18 protein-coding genes are annotated in these 23,214 nt (G+C 35.0%); 8 read left to right on the top strand and 10 right to left on the bottom strand.

The window, feature by feature from the left end; translation table 11 throughout:
- Nucleotides 1–297: 297 nt before the first annotated feature.
- The gene (locus EAH81_RS07520; RefSeq protein ID WP_140505499.1) at nt 298–2,502 is read left to right on the top strand and encodes a B12-binding domain-containing radical SAM protein; all 2,205 of its coding nucleotides are present in this window, start codon (nt 298–300) and stop codon (nt 2,500–2,502) included.
- Nucleotides 2,503–2,552: 50 nt separating this feature from the next.
- Nucleotides 2,553–2,867, top strand: a complete 315-nt coding sequence (locus EAH81_RS07515; RefSeq protein WP_140505496.1) for a GIY-YIG nuclease family protein — start codon at nt 2,553–2,555, stop codon at nt 2,865–2,867.
- A gap of 153 nt (nt 2,868–3,020) precedes the next feature.
- Here EAH81_RS07515 and EAH81_RS07510 read toward each other — a convergent pair whose 3' ends face one another.
- From EAH81_RS07510 to EAH81_RS07500, 3 genes are all read right to left on the bottom strand, one after another.
- Entirely contained in the window at nt 3,021–3,785 is a 765-nt protein-coding gene (locus EAH81_RS07510; protein ID WP_140505494.1) for an MBL fold metallo-hydrolase, read from the bottom strand.
- Nucleotides 3,786–3,887: 102 nt separating this feature from the next.
- Nucleotides 3,888–4,571 (bottom strand): response regulator transcription factor, encoded by a 684-nt coding sequence (locus EAH81_RS07505; protein ID WP_140505491.1) that lies wholly within the window; start codon nt 4,569–4,571, stop codon nt 3,888–3,890.
- Entirely contained in the window at nt 4,568–5,830 is a 1,263-nt protein-coding gene (locus tag EAH81_RS07500) for a sensor histidine kinase (protein ID WP_140505489.1), read from the bottom strand. The genes EAH81_RS07505 and EAH81_RS07500 overlap by 4 nt, the downstream gene beginning before the upstream one ends.
- A gap of 160 nt (nt 5,831–5,990) precedes the next feature.
- Here EAH81_RS07500 and EAH81_RS07495 point away from each other — a divergent pair, with 160 nt between their 5' ends.
- Both EAH81_RS07495 and EAH81_RS07490 read left to right on the top strand, forming a co-directional pair.
- Nucleotides 5,991–6,404, top strand: coding sequence for a DUF1573 domain-containing protein (locus tag EAH81_RS07495; protein ID WP_140505487.1), 414 nt, complete (start codon nt 5,991–5,993; stop codon nt 6,402–6,404).
- Nucleotides 6,405–7,157: 753 nt separating this feature from the next.
- Nucleotides 7,158–8,738 (top strand): murein L,D-transpeptidase, encoded by a 1,581-nt coding sequence (locus EAH81_RS07490; protein WP_140505485.1) that lies wholly within the window; start codon nt 7,158–7,160, stop codon nt 8,736–8,738.
- A gap of 110 nt (nt 8,739–8,848) precedes the next feature.
- Here EAH81_RS07490 and EAH81_RS07485 read toward each other — a convergent pair whose 3' ends face one another.
- A complete protein-coding gene (locus EAH81_RS07485) occupies nt 8,849–9,355 on the bottom strand; it encodes a C40 family peptidase (protein ID WP_140505483.1) in 507 nt (168 codons plus the stop codon).
- A gap of 219 nt (nt 9,356–9,574) precedes the next feature.
- Here EAH81_RS07485 and EAH81_RS07480 point away from each other — a divergent pair, with 219 nt between their 5' ends.
- The 3 genes from EAH81_RS07480 (at nt 9,575) to bglX (ending at nt 14,794) form a co-directional block, all read left to right on the top strand.
- Complete coding sequence (locus EAH81_RS07480; protein ID WP_140505481.1) at nt 9,575–10,669, top strand: SGNH/GDSL hydrolase family protein; 1,095 nt, start codon at nt 9,575–9,577, stop codon at nt 10,667–10,669.
- Nucleotides 10,659–12,053 carry a sialate O-acetylesterase gene (locus EAH81_RS07475; RefSeq protein WP_140505479.1) on the top strand — a complete coding sequence of 465 codons (1,395 nt, stop codon included), beginning with the start codon at nt 10,659–10,661 and terminating at the stop codon, nt 12,051–12,053. Before EAH81_RS07480 ends, EAH81_RS07475 begins: the two co-directional genes overlap by 11 nt.
- Nucleotides 12,054–12,496: 443 nt before the next feature.
- On the top strand, nt 12,497–14,794 hold the full coding sequence (gene bglX, locus EAH81_RS07470) for a beta-glucosidase BglX (protein WP_140505477.1): 2,298 nt from the start codon (nt 12,497–12,499) through the stop codon (nt 14,792–14,794).
- 244 nt (nt 14,795–15,038) lie between these two features.
- Here bglX and EAH81_RS07465 read toward each other — a convergent pair whose 3' ends face one another.
- A complete protein-coding gene (locus tag EAH81_RS07465; RefSeq protein WP_140505474.1) occupies nt 15,039–15,227 on the bottom strand; it encodes a DUF433 domain-containing protein in 189 nt (62 codons plus the stop codon).
- 112 nt (nt 15,228–15,339) lie between these two features.
- Between EAH81_RS07465 and mgrA the strand changes: the two genes are divergently transcribed.
- Nucleotides 15,340–16,296 carry an L-glyceraldehyde 3-phosphate reductase gene (gene mgrA / locus EAH81_RS07460; RefSeq protein WP_140505472.1) on the top strand — a complete coding sequence of 319 codons (957 nt, stop codon included), beginning with the start codon at nt 15,340–15,342 and terminating at the stop codon, nt 16,294–16,296.
- A gap of 152 nt (nt 16,297–16,448) precedes the next feature.
- On the opposite strand, the gene EAH81_RS07455 is transcribed toward mgrA, so the two are convergent.
- The 5 genes from EAH81_RS07455 to EAH81_RS07435 all read right to left on the bottom strand — a co-directional run bounded on the left by EAH81_RS07455 (nt 16,449) and on the right by EAH81_RS07435 (nt 23,114).
- The gene (locus EAH81_RS07455) at nt 16,449–17,732 is read right to left on the bottom strand and encodes a glycoside hydrolase 5 family protein (protein WP_140505470.1); all 1,284 of its coding nucleotides are present in this window, start codon (nt 17,730–17,732) and stop codon (nt 16,449–16,451) included.
- Between the two features lie 323 nt (nt 17,733–18,055).
- Nucleotides 18,056–19,300, bottom strand: a complete 1,245-nt coding sequence (locus EAH81_RS07450) for a glycosyl hydrolase (RefSeq protein WP_140505467.1) — start codon at nt 19,298–19,300, stop codon at nt 18,056–18,058.
- A 5-nt stretch (nt 19,301–19,305) separates the two neighbouring features.
- Nucleotides 19,306–20,496, bottom strand: a complete 1,191-nt coding sequence (locus EAH81_RS07445) for an AGE family epimerase/isomerase (protein ID WP_140505464.1) — start codon at nt 20,494–20,496, stop codon at nt 19,306–19,308.
- 6 nt (nt 20,497–20,502) lie between these two features.
- Entirely contained in the window at nt 20,503–21,693 is a 1,191-nt protein-coding gene (locus EAH81_RS07440; RefSeq protein WP_140505462.1) for a glycosidase, read from the bottom strand.
- 29 nt (nt 21,694–21,722) lie between these two features.
- Complete coding sequence (locus EAH81_RS07435) at nt 21,723–23,114, bottom strand: MFS transporter (protein WP_140505459.1); 1,392 nt, start codon at nt 23,112–23,114, stop codon at nt 21,723–21,725.
- Nucleotides 23,115–23,214 lie beyond the last annotated feature (100 nt).

The raw sequence follows: 23,214 nt of genomic DNA, 5'->3' as shown, positions 1-23,214 counted from the left end.
TTGTTGTTCCAAATTTTGAATGAGATGCCCATTTTTATCTTCTATTAAGATTTTTTTATTTAAAGTATATTTGGATATACTGTCCCTATTTACTTCTTGTTTTGTTTGTTGTGCGAATAATGGAGTAATAAATATTAAAAAAAATAAAAGTAAAGTATGTTTCATTTGGATAATTTGGATTGCCGCAAATGTAATTAAATATCTACAAAATAAAACTAAAAAAACAACCACGCAATCAATAAAATCTTTTGATAAAAAGTCCCTAAATATGCCTTATTTTTGCAAAAAACATTTCTTTTGAAAACCAAACTATTCGTCATCACGCCTCCTTTTACCCAGTTGAATACTCCGTATCCGGCAACTGCGTATATAAAAGGATTTCTAAACACTAAAAATATCGAATCGGTTCAGGCTGATTTGGGTATTGATGTGATATTAGAATTGTTTTCGAAGAAAGGACTAATAGATTTGTTTCAGGTTTCAGGCTTCAGGTTTGAAAGTTCTAATCAAGATCTTTCGGATAATTCCAAACGTATTTTTGCTTTACAAGACGAATATATCAAAACTATTGATGCTGTAATTCAGTTTTTGCAAGGAAAAAATCCAACATTGGCATTACAAATTTGTCAGGAAGATTTTCTGCCCGAAGCTTCACGTTTTGCACAATTAGAAGAACTCGATTGGGCTTTCGGGACAATGGGAACTCAGGACAAAGCCAAACATTTGGCGACTTTATATCTCGAGGATATTTCGGATTTTATTGTAGAATGCGTAGATGAAAATTTTGGCTTTAGCCGATATGCGGAACGTTTAGGTCGAAGCGCCAATTCTTTTGATGAATTGTATGAAGCTTTACAACAAAAACCGACTTATATCGATTTGATTTTGATTTCGCTTTTAAAGGAGAAGATCGAAGCAGTAAAACCAACTTTATTTTTAATTTCTGTTCCCTTTCCCGGGAATTTATATAGCGCTTTTCGTTGTGCACAATGGGTAAAACAAAATCATTCGGAAATTAAAATTTCAATGGGTGGAGGTTTTCCAAATACCGAATTACGTTCGCTTTCTGACGCACGTGTTTTTGAATTTTTTGATTTTATTACTTTAGATGATGGAGAAGTTCCAATTGAAGAATTAATTTTTAATCTTGAAAATCCAAATACCGATTCCTATAAAAGAACCTTTCTTTTAGAAAACGGAAAAGTGGTTTATAAAAATAATTCTTTAAAACACGATTATAAACAAGCTTACGTAGGAACGCCGGATTACTCAGATTTGCCTTTGGATAAATATATTTCTGTTATCGAAATTGTCAATCCAATGCACAGAATGTGGAGTGACGGACGTTGGAACAAGCTTACTATGGCGCACGGTTGTTATTGGGGGAAATGTACTTTTTGTGATATTTCATTAGATTATATAAAAGTCTACGAACCTGTTGCCGCCAATTTATTGTGTGACCGAATGGAAGATATGATGCTGCAAACCGGTCAAAATGGTTTTCATTTTGTAGACGAAGCAGCTCCGCCAGCTCTAATGCGCGCCTTGGCGCTGGAAATTTTGCGTAGAAAATTAGCAGTAACATGGTGGACAAACATCCGATTTGAGAAAAGCTTCTCCAAAGATTTATGCCTTTTGCTAAAAGCTTCCGGTTGTATTGCTGTTTCCGGTGGTTTAGAAGTGGCTTCTGACCGACTTTTGAAACTAATCGACAAAGGAGTTACTGTCGAACAAGTTGCAAAAGTCACCAGAAATTTTACTGAAGCCGGAATTATGGTTCATGCCTATTTAATGTACGGATATCCAACACAAACGATTCAGGAAACTATTGACAGTCTCGAAATGGTACGTCAATTGTTTGAAGCTGGAATTCTGCAGTCAGGTTTTTGGCATCAATTTGCGATGACGGCTCACAGTCCGGTTGGGTTATATCCGAAGAAATTTGGCGTTACAAAAAACACAGAAGCGATCGGAACCTTTGCAAATAATGATATCGATTATACAGATTCTACAGGAATCAACCACGATAAATTCAGTTTCGGATTAAAGAAATCACTCTTTAATTTCATGCACGGAATCTGTTTTGATTATGAATTACAGGATTGGTTCGATTTTAAAATTCCAAAAACCAAAATTGATCCGGATTTTATCTTTAATGCACTCGAAGAAGGAAATGACTTTAACATAAAACCAAACGCAAAAGTAGTTTGGTTAGGAGGAAAGCCTTCGGTAGAACATTTTTCAAAATCTAAAAAAGGAAATACCTGGGAAATGATGACTTTTACTTTTCATGATAAAAAGCAAAGTTTCAACATTCAGACCAGTAAGAATGAAGGGGAATGGCTAGTTGAGATTTTAACCAAAATCACCATTTCTAATGCTAAAAACTATACTTTTCAAGAAGTAAAAGCAGATTTTGAAACCCATTTAGATGATTTTGAATTGTTTTGGTATTCAAAACCTGTTAAGACATTACGAGAATTTGGATTGTTGGTTTTGTAATTTATTTAAGGAATTTTCTTATTTTTGAATAAAATTAGAACTCAGTAAATATGCAACTTCAAGAAGGTTATCATACGTATTATATTTATATCTTAACTAACAAAAATAGAACTGTTTTATATACAGGTGTTTCTAATAACTTAAGACAAAGATTAAATCAGCACACAGAAAATATTTTATTAAAAAATAAGACATTTGCCTCAAAGTATAATGTTCAATTTTTATTGCATTACGAAAAATTTACCTGGATTCAAGAAGCAATCTCTCGTGAAAAAGAAATTAAAGGTTGGGATCGAAATAGAAAAATACAGCTTATAAAAACAATCAATCCTGATTTAGTTTTTTTGAATTACTTGTTTGAATAGTATTACGGAGTTACTTGCGGAGATTCCTCGTTCCTCGGAATGACAAACTAGACGCGAATTCAATATTTTTTATTTACAAAGTTACCACAAAGTATGTCATTCCGAGGAACGAGGAATCCCCACAAGTAACTCGACAAAGATTGAGAAAAATAATCAATACTCCACATAAGTTCCATCATTAGGAACAGCAGTTTTTGACAAAAGATCATTTTCAGCCAAAGCCATTTTCAATTCTTCTCTGGTTGTTGGACAATGATTTAAAGCTTCCAAATGGTTGGCGAAAACTTTTCCGGGCGCAAGTGCTGTAAATTTCAAAATATCATTCATTCGCATCAATAAAGGCTGACCAATATCTAATCGTGCGGTTCCGCAGGCAACGGTTGCAATATCGGGTTTAAATTCAACTAAAACTTTTTCTACGTGTTCCGTAAAAATAGTATCCGAACTTACATAAACCGATTTTTCATTTGGCAATTCGATATAAAATCCCATTACATTCCCCATCAGTTTGGCAATAAAACCATAACCATGAATGGCAGGAATTCCAGTAATTTTTCCGTCCAGAAAAGGTTGAGGTTGCCAATAATCTAAAGTTTGGGTTATGTTTAAACCTCTCTTAGATAATGCTTTTTCGTCTTTTACACTGCAGGTTACCGGAATGCTTTTACGTCTCAAAAAAACTTCACCGGCTTTATCGATATGATCGGGATGCAAATGTGTGATAAGGCAATGGGTTACTCTACTTAAAATATCACGACTATTTTTTGGTAAAGAAACCATAGGATTTCTATGAGCGCTATAACGAAAAATTGTAAAAGGCGGAATCGTTTTTCTCTTTCCTAACATCGGATCAACTAAAATTACATGTTGATCAGTTTCAATAACTAAAGTCGCGTTACGTAAATGATGTAATTTCATATCGGGGGAATTTAGATACTAAAAATACAAAGTTTTTTGTAATTAATTTTACGAATTTTTCCTTTTTAGTAATAGAATTGTGATATTTAATTTACAGAATAACTACATCGTAAATCTAAATCCTATTCCGTGAAGGTTTTCTATCGAAATTCCTTTTTCATTGACCAGAATTTTACGTAAGCGAGAAATAAAAACATCCAGACTGCGCCCCATAAAATAATCATCAGTTCCCCAAAGTGAGGTCAAGATTTGTTCTCTTTTTAAAACCGAGTTTTTATTATCAAGGAATAATTTCAGCAATTCGGCTTCGCGTTGCGTAAGGCTGATTTTTTCACTTTCGTTGAAAAGAATAAAATTGTTGGTGTCAAATTGATACTTTCCTATTTCATAAACAAATTTTTCTATTGGAATATTTTTCTGTGAACGCTTTAAGAAAATTTCAATTTTCAATAATAATTCTTCAATACTAAAAGGTTTTACCAGATAATCATCCGCACCAAGACGTAATCCTTTAATACGATCTTCTTTTAAAGTTTTGGCAGAAAGAAAAATTATCGGAATATCGGTATTGGTTTTTCTAATCTCCGTTGCCAATTCAAAACCATCTTTTTTGGGCATCATGATATCAAAGATACAAATGTCGAAGTTCTCTTTTTTAAAAGCTTCCAAACCCAAATTACCGTCGCAACAATGGGTAACATCATAGTTGTTTTGTTCCAAATTGTCTTTCGTCAGGAACGCAAGAGTTTCATCATCTTCGGTATAAAGTATTTTGAATTGTTTCATTTTTTATAAGGAATTGACAAGGTTATTGTGGTGCCATTTTCTAAATTGTTTTCGGCTTTAATTTTCCAATTATGCAAGTTGCAAATTTCTTTTACATAATACAAACCAAGTCCAAAACCATTTACTTCGTTACTTTTTTCGTTTTGAGCACGGTAAAACTTATCAAAGATAAAAGAAATATTTTTAGAAGAAATTCCAATTCCGTTATCAATAAACTTTAGTTTTAAAGTCGAATTTTCTAATACAATTTGAATTGTGATTTCGGGTTTTTCGTTGCAATATTTAACTGCATTATCCAGCAGATTATAAACCAAATTAGCAAAATGAAAAACATCCGTTTCTAAATGATATTCATTAGAAATACTTTCAATTTTAATAGTTGCCTGAGGATATTTTAACAGAATATTTTCGATAGTTTCTTCAATAATCGGAACAATCAAAACCGTTTCTTTTTTTAATTCCAAAGGAGTATAATCAGATTTTGCAATATTTAAAATCTTCTCAATATGATGATTCAGTTTATTACTTTGATTGATAATAATATCTGTATAAGTATATAATTTTTTGTCGTCCTTAATCGGATTTTGTTCAATTAAGTATTTAGAAGCAATTAAAATGGAAGATAGCGGAGTCTTGAATTCATGCGTCATATTATTGATGAAATCCCGTTGCAATTCAGAATATTTCTTTTGTTGCAAAAGCGTAAAAATGGAGTAAACATAGATCAATAAAATAAAAATAAGTGCGATTGAAAGTACAAACCAAAAACGCATCGAACTGAATAAATAAGTAGTTTCATTAGGAAAACGAACAGCAAAATAATAGACTAAATTTTTATGTTTTGGAAACGAAACGGTCTTCTTTGCTTTTTCCTTATCAGAAAAAGAAATATATTTTCCGTACACCATTTCGTCACTTTGACAGTTGTACATCGCGTATTCAAAATCAGTCGTAATATTCATTTTTTTGAATTCTGCCCTTAGGTAAAATTCTAAAATATCCGGTTCAAAAGCATTGTTGACATTGACAATATAATAATCATTCGAAATTTTCTGAACAGGATTTTGGCACGAAGATTCATGATCTTTTCCTTCATATAATTTTCTCGCTACTTCCAGTAAAGCAATATTTGCCTTCTGACTCAGTTTTTTCTGTTCTAAAGTAAAAGCCTCTTTGGTCCAAAGCAATTGCGCCACCAATATGCTAATAATGGCAACAAGTCCCAAAAGGATAATACTATTAAGTTTATTTATTTTCAAGTAAAAGATGTTTAAAGTGTAATATTAATCAAATTTATAGTTAAAAACAGCGATTAACAACTCGTTAACAAAGATTTGAAAGCGGTTAACAGCGATTTGGTTTTGTCTGAAATATCTTTGTAAAACAAAATTTGAACTATAAACCATTAAATTAAATAATATGAAAATGATTAAAATTTCGATGTTGGCTCTAGCTTTAGGACTAATGTCTTTTTCAGCAATTGCACCAGTAAAATCTTTAATTTCTGAAATAAAAGTGGCTGATGCAGCTTCGACACTTGTTTGGAAAGCAGAAACGATTGATGTTGGACAAATTCCACAAGGAACACCAAAAGCGATTGTTTATGAATTTAAAAATACAGGAAAAACAGCCGTAGTAATTACAAATGTTCAAGGATCTTGCGGTTGTACTGCAACGGATTATACAAAGGAACCAGTTTTACCTGGAAAAACAGCAAAAGTAACAGCTACTTATAATGCTGCTAATAAAGGTGGTTTCACAAAAACAGTTACTGTAACAACAAGTGCAGAAACTGCTCCAAAAATCCTTACTTTAAAAGGAACGGTTATTTAAATAATTAAAGGTTGGTTATAAAGCGAAAAACTCCAAATGTGCCATATTTGGAGTTTTTTTATGCCTTTTATTTAAAGAAAGCAGAGATTAAATGTATCAATGCAAAAATCTGTGGTGCTATAAATTAGGAATGAATTTTACCGCAAGATCACAAAGATTTACGCAAAGTTTATCAGCCACGAATTTGCTTCGCCTGTTCGCTATCGCTCGGGTCACGAATTAGCACGAATTAATTTGTGAAAATTTGTGGCTAAAAAATTAACCGCAAAGAGTTCGCAAAGTTTTTTTGCCTGCAAGGTTTTATAAAAACACAAAGAATGCAATCCCGAGAGCTCAATGTCATTAAGTTAAGGGAATATTGCCGAATAAATCTCGCGCAAAGTCGCAGAGTCGCAAAGAAAATGTATGTAAACTTGGCGGCTTTGCGACTTTGCGCGATTTTTTTCCCAGTCTCAATTATCTAAAAAAAGCTTAACTTAATGACATTGCCCGAGAGCTATCGGGATTGTGCTGAACCAGCTTTGCGTCCCGAGGCTTCGGGATTGTGTTTTGTAAACATACTGTAAGATAAAAATCTTAACAAACTTTGCGGTGAAATTATTTACAATACAAAATATTTTATGCTTGTCGACAATTTTTTTGTCTTGATCCAATTAAACTCTGATTATTTAGAACATTGTAAAGACAGTATTAATTTTTTTAGAAAAGGTTTGTTTTCAGTAAAACTTTTCTATTTTTATTAAAAATAATATTATGAAAATTTTGTATTCGCTTGTTGCTGTGAGTATTCTTTTTGTTGCGGTTTCTTGTAATTCCAAAGCAGAAAAAAAGGAAGAAGAATTAAAAAAGACCGCGGTAAAAGTAGTGCCTGAACTTAGACTTTCGATTGATAGTTCTAAGATTGCTGCTTTTTATCAGGCGTACCCAAAATTGGATAAGTTCCAGAGTGATGTTTTAGCATTATACAAGAAAAATAAATCTACTCAATTATGGCTGGATAATAAAGGTGTGGTCGAGTTTGGAAGCACTTTATTTAATAAATATAAAGGATTAGATCAGGAAGGTTTGAAGGCAAATTTTCCATACAATGAAAAAATCAATCCTATTTTTGATCATAATATTGATAACAAATTGTCACAAGTTGACACTGATTTGATGATTACCAATTTATATTTTTATTACGTTCAGAAAGTATCTGGCGTAGATGAAAAAACAACGAAATCATTAGAATGGCTTTTACCTCGAAAAAAAGTTAATTATCAGGTGTTTTCAGATTCTATTTATAAAAAGGCAACGATCAGTGATGACAAAAAGAGCAAAATGTTCAGTCAATATTACAAGCTTCGTGATGCGCTTCATCAATATAGAGAAATTGAGAAAAAAGGCGGCTGGAAAAATATTGAAGTTGGAGAAGATTTTAAGAGCTTCAAAAAAGGAGATTCAGCTGTTGCTGTGGGACAAATTAGAGAAAGGCTTTATATAACGGGAGATCTTAAAGAGGATAATAAAAGCAATGTGTGTGATTCTCTTTTAATTTCAGCAGCTAAAAACTACGAAGAGCATCATGGTTTAACACCAAAAAATATAATCTTGCCTCAGCATATTGCCGAAATGAATATTCCGGTTTCGGACAGAATCAAAACGATTATTGCCAATATGGAGCGTTGCAGATGGATTGATCCTGCACTGGAAAAGGGCACAGAATATATAGAAGTTAATATTCCTGAGTTTAGATTGTACTTAATTCGCGATCATCAAATTGCTTTTGTATCACCGGTTGTGGTTGGGAAAGCAATGACCAAAACGGTTATTTTTAGCGGAATGATGAACAATATTGTTTTTAGTCCGTATTGGAATGTGCCAACAAGTATTATAAATAAAGAGATAAAACCCGGAATGGCGAAAAACAAGAATTATCTGGCACAGAAAAATCTGGAATGGAATAATGGTGCGGTTCGTCAATTACCGGGGAAAAATAATTCACTTGGTTTAGTGAAGTTTTTGTTTCCAAATTCAAACAACATTTATCTACACGATACGCCGGCAAAAAGTTTGTTCGAGCGAGAAAGCAGGGCTTTTAGCCATGGTTGTGTACGAGTTGGAAAACCTAGAGAATTGGCAATTGAACTTTTAAAACAAGATCCTTCCTGGACTCCGGCACGTATTGATAAAGCAATGCATGCAGGCAAAGAAAATTGGGTTAGTTTAAAAAAGAAAGTTCCCGTTTATATCGGATATTTTACCGCTTGGGTAGATAGAAAAGGAAATTTGAATTTTTATAAAGACGTTTATCAAAGAGATGAAAGTTTGGTGAAATTATTGACCGAAGAATAAAGTAAAAAAAGGTTTGCCGCGAATTACACCAATTTCCGCGAATTTCTAAATGTATATATTTAATTCACAAAAACAATTCGTGATAATTCGTGTAATTCGTGGCAAAAAAACTATTTAGATAATACATCAACACACTTATAATAACGTTTACTATAATGTTCAGAATCTAAATCGCTAATCGTTACACTTCCGGCTTTTCCGGAAGAAGCGTGTATGAATTTTGAATGCATACCATTTGCTTCACAAATAATCCCAACATGTCCAATTATGGTATTGTTTTTATATCCGTAGAATACTAAAACGTCTCCAACTTTAAAATCTTCGGGAGATTTTGTCGTATTTATATTTTTATAACCGCTTGAACTTCTTGGTACACTTACACTAAAATGTTGAAAAACATAATTGACAAAACCAGAACAGTCAAATCCTTTTTTCGGGTCATTTCCGGCATATAAATACGGAGTTCCTAAATATTGTTTGGCATATATAACAATAGAATCACGATCTATTTTAGTTTGATTTTCTTCAATAAGAATACTCGTTTTATTTTCTTTTTTTATAGTGAAAGAAGAAAACAAAACAATTGAAACAAAGGCTATATAATGAGATAATTTCATTTTAATGAGTTAGCTGTAAGATTTAATTTATAAAGATAAGCTGTTGCTCTTGAATATCAAAGGAATGTTTGGCAATGAACCTTTAAAACTAGTAGTAAACTGAAATAAACGATCATATTATTTGGTGTTTTTTTATTGCTATTTGATGTTTTAGTATCTTTATATATATTGTATATGGGATATATTTGTGAATCGTATTTATATTTTAACAAATAAATTATGTTTCTCAAAAAAATAGTGTTTTTAATTTCATTTTTACTGATTTCAGTTGTTTCAACTTCACAAACCAAGAACAATACTTTTCTTTATGAAGGTCGGGTTGAAAAACTCCAAAATAATAGCGTTGTATTAATTGGAACGGCATCTTCGGTTTCGTTTAATTTTACAGGAAATGAATGTGCGATTACCTTGCAAAGTGTAGATTCTTATGAACATCATAATTATGTTTCCTTAGTTCTGGACGGAAAATATATTGGTAAAGTAAGAATCGAAAAAGGCGATGCGCAATCTTTCCCGGTAAAGATTACTTCAAATAAAAAAGTACACACACTTGGTATTTATAAAACTACAGAAGCACAAAGTGGCGGAGTTTTATTTGTTGGGACAACAGCAAAATTAACGTCAATTACAACAAAGAAGAAAAAGAAAATCGAATTTATTGGAGATTCAATTACTTGTGGAGCTGCAAGTGATCCGTCTGATATTCCTTGTGATAAAGGCGAATATTTGGATCATCATAATGGCTATTATGCTTATGGTCCGGTGCTTTCGCGAGAAATTGGTGTTCATTATTTGATGAGTTCAGTTTCCGGAATCGGGATGTATAGAAACTGGAATGACGAGAATAAAGACGAAGCGATTATGCCGGATGTCTATGAAAATTTGTATTTAACAAAAGATTCCTCGAAACCCAAATATGATTTTGCTTTTCAACCCAATATTATAAGCATTGCTTTAGGAACTAATGATTTTTCGGGCGGTGACGGTAAAAAAGAACGTTTGCCATTTAATCCCGAAAAGTATGTTTCGAACTACATCAATTTTATTAAAATGTTGTACAAACACAATCCAAATGTACAAATCGTGATTACAAACAGTCCAATGGTAAATGGCGAAAGAGCGATTGTTTTTGAAGATTGTCTTAATAAAGTAAAAGCAGCATTTGACGCTGATAAAACTCATAAACCAATTGTTATTTTTAAGTTTAAACCAATGACACCAAAAGGCTGTTCAGGACATCCGGATGTGGCTGATCATAAAGTTCTGGCTGATGAATATGCACCGTTTTTAAAAAAGTTACTAAATGAAAAATAATATATTTAAGTTTGTTTTCTTTCTGATGATTTCCAGTACTATGGTGGCAAACGTTACACTTCCGAATATTTTTGGTGACAATATGGTTTTACAACGCAACTCTGAAGTGAAAATTTGGGGTTGGGCAAATCCAAAAGAAGAAATCAAATTGGTTTCAAGCTGGAACAATCAGGAATATAAAGTGGTTGCTAATAATCAGGCACAATGGGAACTTCATATAAAAACTCCCGAAGCAGGCGGACCTTATACCATTTCTATAAAAGGTTATAATGAAGTTGTCCTTAAAAACATTTTGATTGGCGAAGTTTGGGTTTGTTCCGGACAATCCAATATGGAAATGTCTGCAAGTTGGGGAATAAATAATGGCGAGGAAGAAATGAAAAATGCTACGAATCCTAATATTCGTTTTTTCTTAGTTCCGAAATTAACAGCTACGTCACCTCAAAATAATTTATTAGGAAACTGGACAGAATCGACTCCGGAAACCATGAAATATTTCAGCGCGATTGGTTACTTTTTTGCCAAACGTTTACAAGAAGATTTAAAAAATGTTCCAATAGGATTGATTTCTTCCAATTGGGGCGGAACTCCTGCCGAAATCTGGATGCCGGAAGAAGTAGTTCAGAATGATCCTGTTTTACTGGAAAATGCAAAAAAACTCAACGAACAAGAATATGGTCCGCGTCAGCCCGGGCGTGCTTACAATGCGATGATTTATCCTTTTGTAGGTTTTAAAATTGCCGGAACGCTTTGGTATCAAGGCGAATCGAATGTTGGTTCATTGGTTTATGATAAAACATTATCGGCTTTGATTACTTCGTGGAGAAAAGCGTGGCAAGACGAATTTCCTTTTTATTTCGTCCAGATTGCGCCTTATAAAACGGGAAGTAATAATTTCTCGAATGTCATCGTGAGAAATTCTCAAAGAAAAATTCTGAAAGAAGTTCCGAAAACAGGAATGGTTTTGACTAGTGATATTTCGGATACGATTGATATTCACCCAAAGAATAAAAAAGATGTTGGAATTCGTTTGGCAAATTTAGCTTTAGCCGATACTTATCCCGAAGCCTCGGGACTAAATTCGAATTTGGTAAACGGACCACTTTTTAAAGGTTTCAAAATAGAAAAAAACAAAGCAATTGTTTCGTTTGATTATGCGGAAGGATTGTACTGTAAGAATAAAATATCAAATCAATTTGAAGTGGCCGGAGCCGATGGAATTTTCTTTCCTGCGGAAGCTTTGATAAAAAACAATCAGATTGTTTTGACGAGTAAAAAAGTCGCGAATCCTGTGAAGGTGAGATTTGCATGGGGGAATACAATTCAGTCAGATTTGTTTAATAAGGCAAATTTGCCGGCTTCTTGTTTTACGGAAGAATTTTAGATTTTAGACTGTAGATTTTAGATTTTTTGCCCGCGGATTGTACGGATTTAGCGGATTGATGCGTATTTTATTTTGTTTTTTTGATTGGTTTCAGATCGATTTTTGCGTTGGTTGTGTCATTCCGACCGAAGGGAGAAATCACACTAGTAGCTCGACAAAGATTGGCGACTTAGATTGTGTCCCGAAGCTTCGGGATTGTGTGATTTCTCCTTTGTCGAAATTGACAAGATTGAGCATTAAAAAACAAAAAGTTATCATTTACCGTAAATTGCGTGAGGGATAGAAGAGGAAATCCCACAGCCTGACGAAGGAAGTGCGAGGAATTGAAACGGATAGCCCGACCCGCCTTTTTCGGCGGGACACGCCCAAAATATGAAACTAAGCATCTTAGCAACTCAGAATCTTAGCATCTTTAAAATAAACTATCTGACCATTATACCATTATGAAAAATAAAAAAATAATAACTATTGGGATTTTTGCCCTGTTTACTGTTGGAAATATGAATGCACAGAAAAAGCCGTATTTGGATAAAAATAAAACCATTGAAGAACGTATTGATTTGCTTTTGCCTTTGATGACTTTGGAGGAAAAAGTGGGGCAAATGAATCAATATAATGGATTTTGGGATGTTACGGGACCGGCTCCAAAAGGCGGAACTGCCGAGTTGAAATACGAACATTTGCGAAAAGGCTGGGTTGGTTCAATGCTAACAGTTCGTGGTGTGAAAGAGGTTCGCGCAGTTCAGAAAATTGCGGTTGAAGAAACCCGTTTGGGAATTCCGCTGATTATTGGTTTTGACGTTATTCACGGTTATAAAACATTAAGTCCGATTCCGCTGGCAGAAGCTGCAAGTTGGGATCTGGAAGCGATTAAAAAATCGGCGGCGATTGCGGCTGATGAAGCTTCGGCATCTGGAATTAACTGGACTTTTGGTCCAAATGTTGATGTTTCTGACGATGCTCGTTGGGGACGTGTGATGGAAGGTGCAGGAGAAGATCCGTATTTGGGCAGCAAAATTGGAGCTGCCAGAGTGAAAGGTTTTCAGGGTGAAACAATTGCCGATTTGGCTAAAGTAAATACGATCGCGGCTTGTGCGAAACATTTTGCTGCATACGGTTATGTTGAATCTGGATTGGAATATAATATTGTTGATATTAGTAATTCTAAATTATACAACTTGGTTTTGCCTCCTTTTAAGGCGACTGTTGATGCTGGAGTTCGTACGTTTATGAATTCGTTTAATACTTTGAATGGCGTTCCGGCAACTGGAAATGTGTTCCTGCAAAGAGATATTCTAAAAGGGAAATGGAAATTTGATGGTTTTGTGATTTCAGATTATGCTTCGATTCGCGAAATGATTGCGCATGGTTATGCAAAAGATGAAGCTGATGCAACGGCAAAAGCGGTAATTGCAGGCTCTGACATGGATATGGAATCGTATTTGTATGTAGCAAAATTAGCTGAATTGGTAAAAGAAGGAAAAGTAAAAGAATCTTTGGTTGATGATGCGGTTCGCAGAATTTTGCGTGTGAAATTTGAATTGGGATTGTTTGATGATCCTTACAGATATTGTGACGAAAAGCGTGAGAAAGCAGTTGTGGGAAGTAAAGCCAATAATGACGGCGTTCTGGATATGGCTAAGAAGTCAATCGTATTGTTGAAAAATGATAAAGGTTTGCTTCCGCTAAAAAAATCAGGACAGAAAATTGCTTTGATTGGTGCTTTGGCAAACGATAAAAACAGTCCGTTGGGAAGCTGGAGAATTGCATCGGATAATAATACGGCGGTTTCGGTTCTGGAAGGAATGGAGCAATATAAAGACAATCAATTGACATTTGAAAAAGGTGCCGATTTAGTTGTTGGAAAAACGAGTTTCTTAGATGAGGTGATTTTTAATACAACTGATAAAAGTGGATTTGAAGCTGCAAAAACGGCTGCCAAAAATGCCGATGTTGTGGTGATGGTTTTAGGAGAACATGGTTTTCAGAGTGGGGAAGGCCGCAGTAGAACGGATCTTAATTTGCCTGGCGTTCAACAAGAATTACTGGAAGAAATTTATAAAGTGAATCCAAATATTGTTTTGGTTTTAAACAACGGACGTCCGTTGAGTATTCCGTGGGCTGCAGACCATATTCCTGCAATTGTAGAAGCTTGGCAGTTGGGTACGCAAACCGGAAATGCCGTTGCTCAGGTTTTATACGGAGATTACAATCCGAGTGGAAAATTGCCAATGTCTTTCCCGAGAAATGTGGGTCAGGTTCCAATTTACTACAATAAATACAGCACCGGAAGACCAGCTGATGTTGATAAAAATGTATTTTGGTCCCATTATACAGATGTTGCAAAAACACCTCAATTTCCGTTTGGTTTTGGTTTGAGTTATACTAAATTTGATTATAAAGATCTGAAAATAAACAAAACTGCTTTTGCAAAAGGAGAAAATGTACAAGTAAGTGTTACCGTTACAAACTCAGGAAATTATGACGGAAAAGAAGTCGTGCAGTTGTATATTCATGATGAATATGCGAGCATTGTGCGACCAATAAAAGAGCTGAAAGGTTTTGAGTTAGTAAACTTGAAAAAAGGAGAAAGTAAAACAGTGAATTTTACTTTGACAGATAAGGAACTTGGTTTTTATGATAATGAAGGAAATTATTTAGTAGAGCCGGGAACTTTTAAAATTATGGTTGGAGGAAGTTCTGACAAAGGATTGGAAAGTGGGTTTGAGATAAAAGAATAGAAGTTTTTGCCGCAAAGGCACAAAGGCACAAAGTTTTTTTTCGCCACGAATTCACGAATTTTAATTTTTAAGATTTACATGAATAACGTCCAGCTTTAGCTGGATGGAGATATAGAAGTAACGAAAAGGGCTTTATCCAAACTAGTTAAAGTTTGGCTAAAGCCCTTTTCTATTAAAATTTATTCCCCTAGCTGAAGCTAGGGCTATGCAAAAAAAAACTTTGCGTCTTTGCGCCTTTGCGAGATTATTTTAAAGCAGCAAGAATATCTTCTCTTTTTAATTCGGGAAAATCTTCAATTATTTCATCAAAAGACATTCCGGTAGAAAGCCAGGAAAGAATATCTGAAACACAAATTCGGGTTCCAGTAATAACAGGTTTACCAAATCTGATGTCTGGATTTATCGAAATTAAATTTTGCCAATTATTTTCCATAACTTTAGTATTTAAACAAATTTACGAAAATTAAATACTAATTTGGGTTTTAAATATTCGGGTTTGTTTTTACCTTTAAAATCTATAAACTACCAACCTTTAAACTAAAATAATGAAATATAACAGATGTGGAAAAAGCGGGTTATTATTACCTGAAATTTCTTTAGGATTATGGCACAATTTCGGATCAGTTGATAATTTTGATAATGCAGAATGTATCGCTGTAGAAGCTTTTGATAAAGGAATTATCCATTTTGATCTCGCTAATAATTACGGACCGGTTCCAGGTTCTGCAGAAACTAATTTTGGTAAAATTCTGTGGCATAATTTTCAGGGAAATTTACGTGACGAAATCATTATTTCGACCAAAGCAGGTTACACCATGTGGGATGGACCTTACGGAGATTGGGGTTCCCGTAAATATTTATTATCGAGTTTAGATCAGAGTTTAAAAAGAATGAAAGTCGATTATGTAGATATCTTTTATTCGCATCGTCCTGATCCCGAAACACCTATCGAAGAAACGATGATGGCGCTTGATTATGCAGTAAGATCTGGAAAAGCTTTGTATGTTGGAATCAGTAATTATTCGGCAGAACAAACTCGTGTTGCGGTTGATGTTTTAAAACAATTAGGAACGCCATGTTTGATTCACCAGGCTAAATATTCTATGTTAGAACGTTGGGTGGAAAATGGTTTACTGGATGTTCTGGAAGAAAAAGGAGTAGGCTGTATTGCATTTTCGCCTTTGGCACAAGGACTTTTAACAGATAAATACCTAAACGGAATTCCCGAAAATTCAAGAGCACATAATCCAAACGGACATTTAAAAGAAGATGAGGTTACAGAAGCACGCATTCAAAAATTAGTTCAACTGAATGAAATTGCTCAGAACAGAAATCAATCTCTGGCACAAATGGCTTTGGCTTGGCTTCAAAAAGACAAACGAATTACATCCGTTTTAATTGGTGCAAGTTCAGTAAGACAGTTAAACAATAATATTGATTGTTTGCAAAGTCTTGAATTTTCATCAGACGAGTTGAATGCAATCGAGAAAATTTTGGTGTAAATATTTCGTAGAAAAAATATTTCACGAAGCATCCGTAGAGGCGCACAGCAGTGCGTCTCCGTCATGTATTAGACGCACAGTAAACCCGACAGTCCCAAAGCCTCGGGATAAAACCTGTCGGATTTAAGGGAATAGATAAACAACGATTTAAATTATTTCAATTCTTTATTATATTTCTTTACAATATCCAAAGTCGATTTATCCGTCGAAAAAACCGAATTTAATCCTTGTGGTTCTTGTGGCGGATCAGTCGTTAAAGGATCACCGGGATTCCATTTTCCGGTTGCGTTAATCGCTTTTCCTTCACCGCCAAAACCCCAGAAATTTGCTGCTTGCAACGGACCATTATTTTTGCGGCTTTCAGCAACGCGGCCAAAAATATAGTTGTAGAAAATATCCCGATTCGCAACAGATGCATTTGCCAATAAACTTTCATTTTCTCTTCCTAAACCAAATTCTTCAATAATAATTGGACGTTTTAAATTGTTAGCAACCTTAATATGGTCATCAATATATTTTCCTGCATTTTCCAGCGTTGTTGGTATTGTTTTTTCGGCGTCGTCAGCCTTAAACCAACCCCAGTTTTTAGGCCAAATGTGCATGGTCAAATAATCAATTTTTGGGTTTTGGTGCGTTCTTTCAAAAATTTCCATGCTGTCATTCGAACTGTTTTTTCCTTCAGAACCTGTAGAAATCAGGTGGTTTTTGTCTAAACTATCAATTAAATCCACAATATTATTTAGCCAAACCGTAAATTTAGCCTCATTTTCTACCGTAAAAAGCCTTGGTTCATTCCCAACTTGCCACGCCATAATTGTGTTGTCTTCCGTGTATTTTTTATGCGAATAAGCATTCGTTCGTCCCATAATAAACTTCACATGATTCTCCAAACCTTTCATACAAGGGGCACAGCTATAAAATTGTTCTGTATACGCCATAAATTGCGGCCACGTATTTGGAGCAATATTCGGAACCGGAATAGGACCTTTACCGTTCCATTCTAAATATTGCGACATTCCGCCAGACCATTCCCAATTATTAGTCAAATACAAAACTGCATACATCTTTCGTTTGCTCATTTCGTAAATTAAAAAATCCATTCCGTCAAGCAAATCTTTATCATATTTTCCTTGTTCGTATTGCAATGCCGGACGAACGGTAAAATCATATTTTCCGCCATCGCCGCCAACTAAAATTCGTAAATTATCGATTCCGTATTGCTGCATTAAATCCAGTTCGCGAAGCAATCTTTTTCGGTCGCCCACTTTTTTCGAAGCCAGTAAACTTCCGTACCAATAATTCGTTCCAATGTACGAGTACGGTTTATTGCCTTTGTAAAATTGTGTTCCCTTCACCGTAATTCTTTCCTGCGCCTGAGAAGCGATTGTAGAAAGAATCAAAGCAAATAGTATAGTTTTTAGAAGTGTATTTTTCATTATTTATTTTTTTTAGGAGCTGTTTCCTGCTATCCGTTTCAATCTTTTGTTCCGCTAAAAAGCGTCACAAAAGGATTTCCACTTCTATCAGGGCTAGGGATTTGGGTTTTTATAAGATACTTTACGTTTTTCACAATCTTGTCATTTCGACCGAAGGGAGAAATCACATCCAGAGAGCAACGAGGCGTGAATCCCGTAATGTGATTTCTCCCTTCGGTCGAAATGACACAAAATGCGGTTATTAAAATGATAAATATGCGAGTAAAAATCTGTTTTTATCCGTTTAAACCTGTTCAAATCCGTGTGCCATTTTAACTACAAAGTTACTTTGGCAATTCATACATCTTCGGCAATGAATTCAATAATGCCGATTTTGGTTTTGTTGCAAATGTTTTAAAATCTGTGGCATTCGAAACAGAACCATTCGGGACAAAATAGGCATCTTTGGAGTTATTCCAAAACATTACATAACTAATCGATATAGTAGAATCATATCCCTGAACATTGCTTATTGCGCCATAGAGATAAGTCGAAAACCAATCCGTAACCGGAGGTTTTGTTGCGCTAACCTGATATCCGGTTTCGGTCAATGCCGAAATTTTTACTTTATTAGCTGCGAGAGATCCAATCATTATAAGTTTTGCATTTGCTTTAGTTGCGCCAGTTTGACCTTGATTATCAAAATCACCGTAATTATCCATTCCAAGAACATCGACGTATTTATCGCCGGGATATCGGCTTAAATAATCTGCTTCTTTAGTATATGAATTGTCAGGCGAAAAAGCATATAAAATGTTGTGAACACCTTTAGTGTTTTTTAAATAGTCAACTGTAAACTGATAGGCTTTTTTGTAATCATCAGCAGAACAAAAATTAGCGCCCCACCAAAACCAGCTTCCATCAAACTCATGAAAAGGTCTGAAGATTATTGGAATCAATTCCCCATTCGCACCTTTTAAATTCGAAACAACGCTGGCAACTTTATCTAGTTTTTTCTTGTACCATTCGTTATTTGTTCCGCCTGGTAAAATACTTTTAAAAGCTGTCGCTTTTTGGTCTGCCGTCATATCTGCCGCATAAAAAGAATCTTCGTTGTTAGGTTCTCTCAAATGCCATGAAAAAGTATTGATCATACCTTTCGCATAAGCGGCTTTTACATCGCTAATTGTTTTTTCCTCTTGTTGATAAAACCAATTATCTGCTTGATTATTATTGTTTTTGTCTGTGATAAATATAAAATCAGAACCTAAAAGTGCGGGGTCAGAACCTGTGTTTTTTTTAATATCAGAGTCACCGCCATTATCCTGATAATAGCTATTAAAAGCGTCTTGTTGACCAATCGCAATTTTAGTTTTGGCAAGTTTTTTTAAATTATAAAATAAAGCTACAGTTTCTTTGGTAGCACTTGCATCGACCATATAAGTAGTGACATTTTGCGTCGTCAACGGATCAGTTTCTGCCGGCGGATTAATGATAACTTCATCTTTTGATGCGTTATCACTAGAACAACTTGTCACAGTCAAAACGGACAAACTTATTAATGCTATTTTGAGAAATGTAGTTTTCATTTTTGTTATGTTTTAATTCGGTTAATTAATTCCAGACACGCACGGCCATTATGATACGGACATTTCCAGAAACCTGCTTTGTCTTTTTCTATCAAAGAATTGTCGCGGTAAATTCCCCAAAACCATTCTCCGTTTTGTTTGTCCAGAATGTGTTTTTGTATAAATTCCCAATTTTTGTAAACGATGTCCAGATATTTTTGATCGCCGGTTAATTGATACGCATTATAAAAACCAATCAAAGCTTCGGCCTGAACCCACCAATGTTTTTCGGCAACTAATTCCTCTTTTTCAGGATCAAATTCATACCATAAACCACCATCAGAATCCAAACCTTCTTGGGTAACTTCTGCCATTTGAATGGCGTGTTTTTTATAACTGGCGATTAAATTCTCATCTCCGGAAATTTCGGCACATTGCAACAAAAGCCAAGCGGCCTCAATATCATGTCCATAAGAGATTACATCTGGTTTTTCGATCCAGTTTTCATCAAAAAACAAGCGTAAATGTCCTGTTTCAGTATTGATAAAATGTTTTTCGATCGTTTCTAATAATTCGATTATATCACTTTGCAGTTTTTTATCTTTCCAGACTTTAAACAAATTTGCATAGGCTTCTACGATGTGTAAATGCGTGTTCATTGTCTTTTTTTCGTTGGCATCTTTATCGCTCAAACGTAAGTCGTCGATAGGTTGCCAATCGCGGGTCAAAGCTTCAAAATAGCCTTTGTTTTCAGGATCGTAACTGTATTCCTGAATTTTTAAATATAAATTGATAGCTATTTCCAAAGCTTTATCTTCTTTAGAAATAGCATAATATTCAGATAATCCGTAGATCGCAAAAGCTAAAGCATAAATTTGATTTTTAGTATCTTTTGGCGTTTTATCAGCATTGATACTCCAAAATAAACCTCCAAATTCATTATCATAAAAATAATCCGAAAGAAACTCAAAAGCACGTTTGGCGATTTCTTTATGACTTTCGTCTTTTGTGATTTTATAACTTGACGAAAAAGTCCATAAAATTCTGGCGTTTAGAACAGAACCTTTCTCCGTATTGGAAATAATATGATCGTTGAAGTCAATTTGTCCAACAAAACCGCCATTTTGAGTGTCGATAGTATGTTTCGACCAATATTTTAAAATTGAATCAAGTTCGACTGATAATTCAGCTTTAAGCTGCTTTAGTTGTATTGACACGATGATTTAAATTGTGTTGTTTTTTTCGATTTGGCTGATGATTGTTTTCACTGAACCGGCAGAAATAAAAGTGTCCGAAGGCGCATTGGTAACATAATCAACCAGCTTTTCTACAGACGAAACTGCAACGTGCATTCTTGTGTCGGAGGAAGCATAATAGACATAAACAGTTCCGTCAGTATCTTCAATCCATCCGTTTGAGAATAAAACATTAGAAACATCACCAACTCTTTCAATTGCTTCAGGACCCATAAAATGTCCGGCAGGAACGTGTGTAACTTTGGCAATATCATCAAGATCTGTCATAAACATATAAAGGGTGTAGCGTAATCCTGCTGCAGTATTACGAACTCCGTGTGCCAAATGCAACCAGCCTTTTTCTGTTTTGATAGGTGCAGGACCAAGACCATTTTTCAATTCATAAATAGTGTGATACTGTTTCCCGAAGATGATTTTCTCGTCTTTTACAACCGGATTTGTCATGTCGTCAACATAACCCAAACCAATTCCGCCACCAGCTCCAACATCAATAAAACCATCTTGCGGACGTGTGTATAAAGCATATTTTCCGTTTACGAATTCAGGATGTAAAACCACATTGCGTTGTTGTCCTGTATTCGAAATCAAATCCGGCAATCTTTCCCAGTTTACTAAATCTTTTGAACGTACGATTCCCGCATTGGCTACAGCCGAACTTGTATCGCCTTTGGGAGCTTTTGGATCTTTTCTTTCGGTGCAAAAAATTCCGTAAACCCAACCGTCTTCATGATTAATCAAACGCATGTCATAAACGTTTGTGTCGGGTTCTGCGGTTTGTGGAATTACGCATGGTTTGTCCCAAAACTTAAAGTTGTCTACACCGTTTGGACTTTCTGCTATAGCGAAAAAAGACTTTCTGTCGATTCCTTCTACACGAACGGCAAGCAGATATTTTCCGTTCCATTTCATTGCGCCGGCATTAAAAGCGGCGTTCATTCCAATTCTTTCCTGTAGAAACGGATTGGTTTTTTCGTTTAAGTCAAAACGCCAGTTTAATGGTACGTGAGCTGCTGTAACAACTGGGTTTTTATAGCGTTCGTATATACCGTTTCCAGCTTCATCCTGAGGAGCATTTCTTTGCTCAATCAGTGTTTTATGTTGTTTTTCTAAGGCTGCTTTTCTGTCTTGAAAAGTAGTTGAAGAGGTTATTGTTGTCATATTAATCGATTTCTGTATGGGTAATAATTTTAATTGCTCTGGTCTCTTTTTTCGTCTAAATCGTGTTCTATTATTTGAAGTTTTTCTTCGGATAAAGGATAAAACAAAATAAATAGAACTGATATTATGGCTGCAATTGCAGGGAGAATACTTAACATTAACTGAATTCCGTTTTGAGTTACTGCCGTTTGTTCCACATTTGCCTGAAAACCATAATAACCTAAAAGCCATCCGGTTCCTGCGCCGCCAATTGTCCATCCAAATTTTTGCGACATTGATGAAGCGGAGAAAACTAATCCTGTTGCTCTGCGTCCTTGTTTCCATTCTGAATAATCAGCGCTATCTGCATACATGGACCAGATTAACGGAAAAATACAACCGGCACAAATACTGATTAGAACCTGAAAACTCATGATTAGTAAAACATCTTCTTTTCCGAAGAAGTAGAAAACTAAACTCAAAATAGCGGCTAAAGCCATAGCACCAAAAAAGGTTTTCTTTTTCCCGATTCTGTTTGCGATTGGTGTTGCGGCAATAACTCCAATAATATTTGCTGCTTGTCCCAGAACCAAATAAATGGAAGTTGGCGTCATATGAAAATTAGTTCCAAAAAGCGAAAAATCGAAGTTTACACTGCTGCTTACATAATATTTAAAGTAATAAACTGCTGCGCCGTCCCGAATGGAATTGAAAACTAAAGCGCCAATTCCGGCTCCTAGTAAAATCCACCATGGTTTATTTTTTAGTAAGTCATTTAAGTCTTCTTTTAAGTTGTTTTTCTCGTCCGAAATTGGTTTTACTCTTTCTTTAGTAAAGAAAAAACAGCCCCAGAAAAATAAAGTCGTAATTACTCCAAATACGGAAATTGTTGCCAACCAGCCTGTTTTTGAGTTTAGGCTTCCGCCGAAGTAATTTACTAATGGTTCAATTAACCAAAGTGCTAATAAACTTCCGCCAAAAGCAAAAACCATTCTATAAGATGATAGTGTGGTTCTTTCTTTTCGGTCAGACGACATAACGCCCAATAGTGACGCATATGGCACATTGATTAATGAATAGATCATCATCATTGCCGAATAGGTTACGTAGGCGTAGATTATTTTTCCTTTTTCGTCAAAATCTGGTGTGTAAAAAGTCAAAACTCCAATCACGGCAAAAGGCACGGCAACCCATAATAAATAAGGTCTGAATTTTCCCCATTTACTTTTGGTTCGGTCGGCGATGATTCCAACAATTGGGTCAAAACAAGAATCCCAGATTCTGGTAATCAAAAACATGGTTCCTACTACGGCAGGCGCCAATCCGAAAACATCGGTATAGAAAAAGAGAAGGTACATGCTGAAAATTTTCCAGAACATGGATGATGCGGCGTCTCCAAGGCCGTAACCTATTTTTTCTTTTAAACTAACTTTGTCGTGCATTAGGCTTTTTTTAAAGGTTGTGGTTTAGATTTTTGGTAATTATTTTAATGTTTCTATTTGTTGATTGTTTTTTGACGCGGATAAAACAGATTTACTTCGT

The organism is Flavobacterium pectinovorum, from assembly GCF_006438875.1.
In the GTDB taxonomy this organism is placed as follows: domain Bacteria; phylum Bacteroidota; class Bacteroidia; order Flavobacteriales; family Flavobacteriaceae; genus Flavobacterium; species Flavobacterium pectinovorum_A.
Note: the sequence above shows the minus strand (reverse complement) of the source record. Positions and strands in the feature narration are given on the sequence as shown.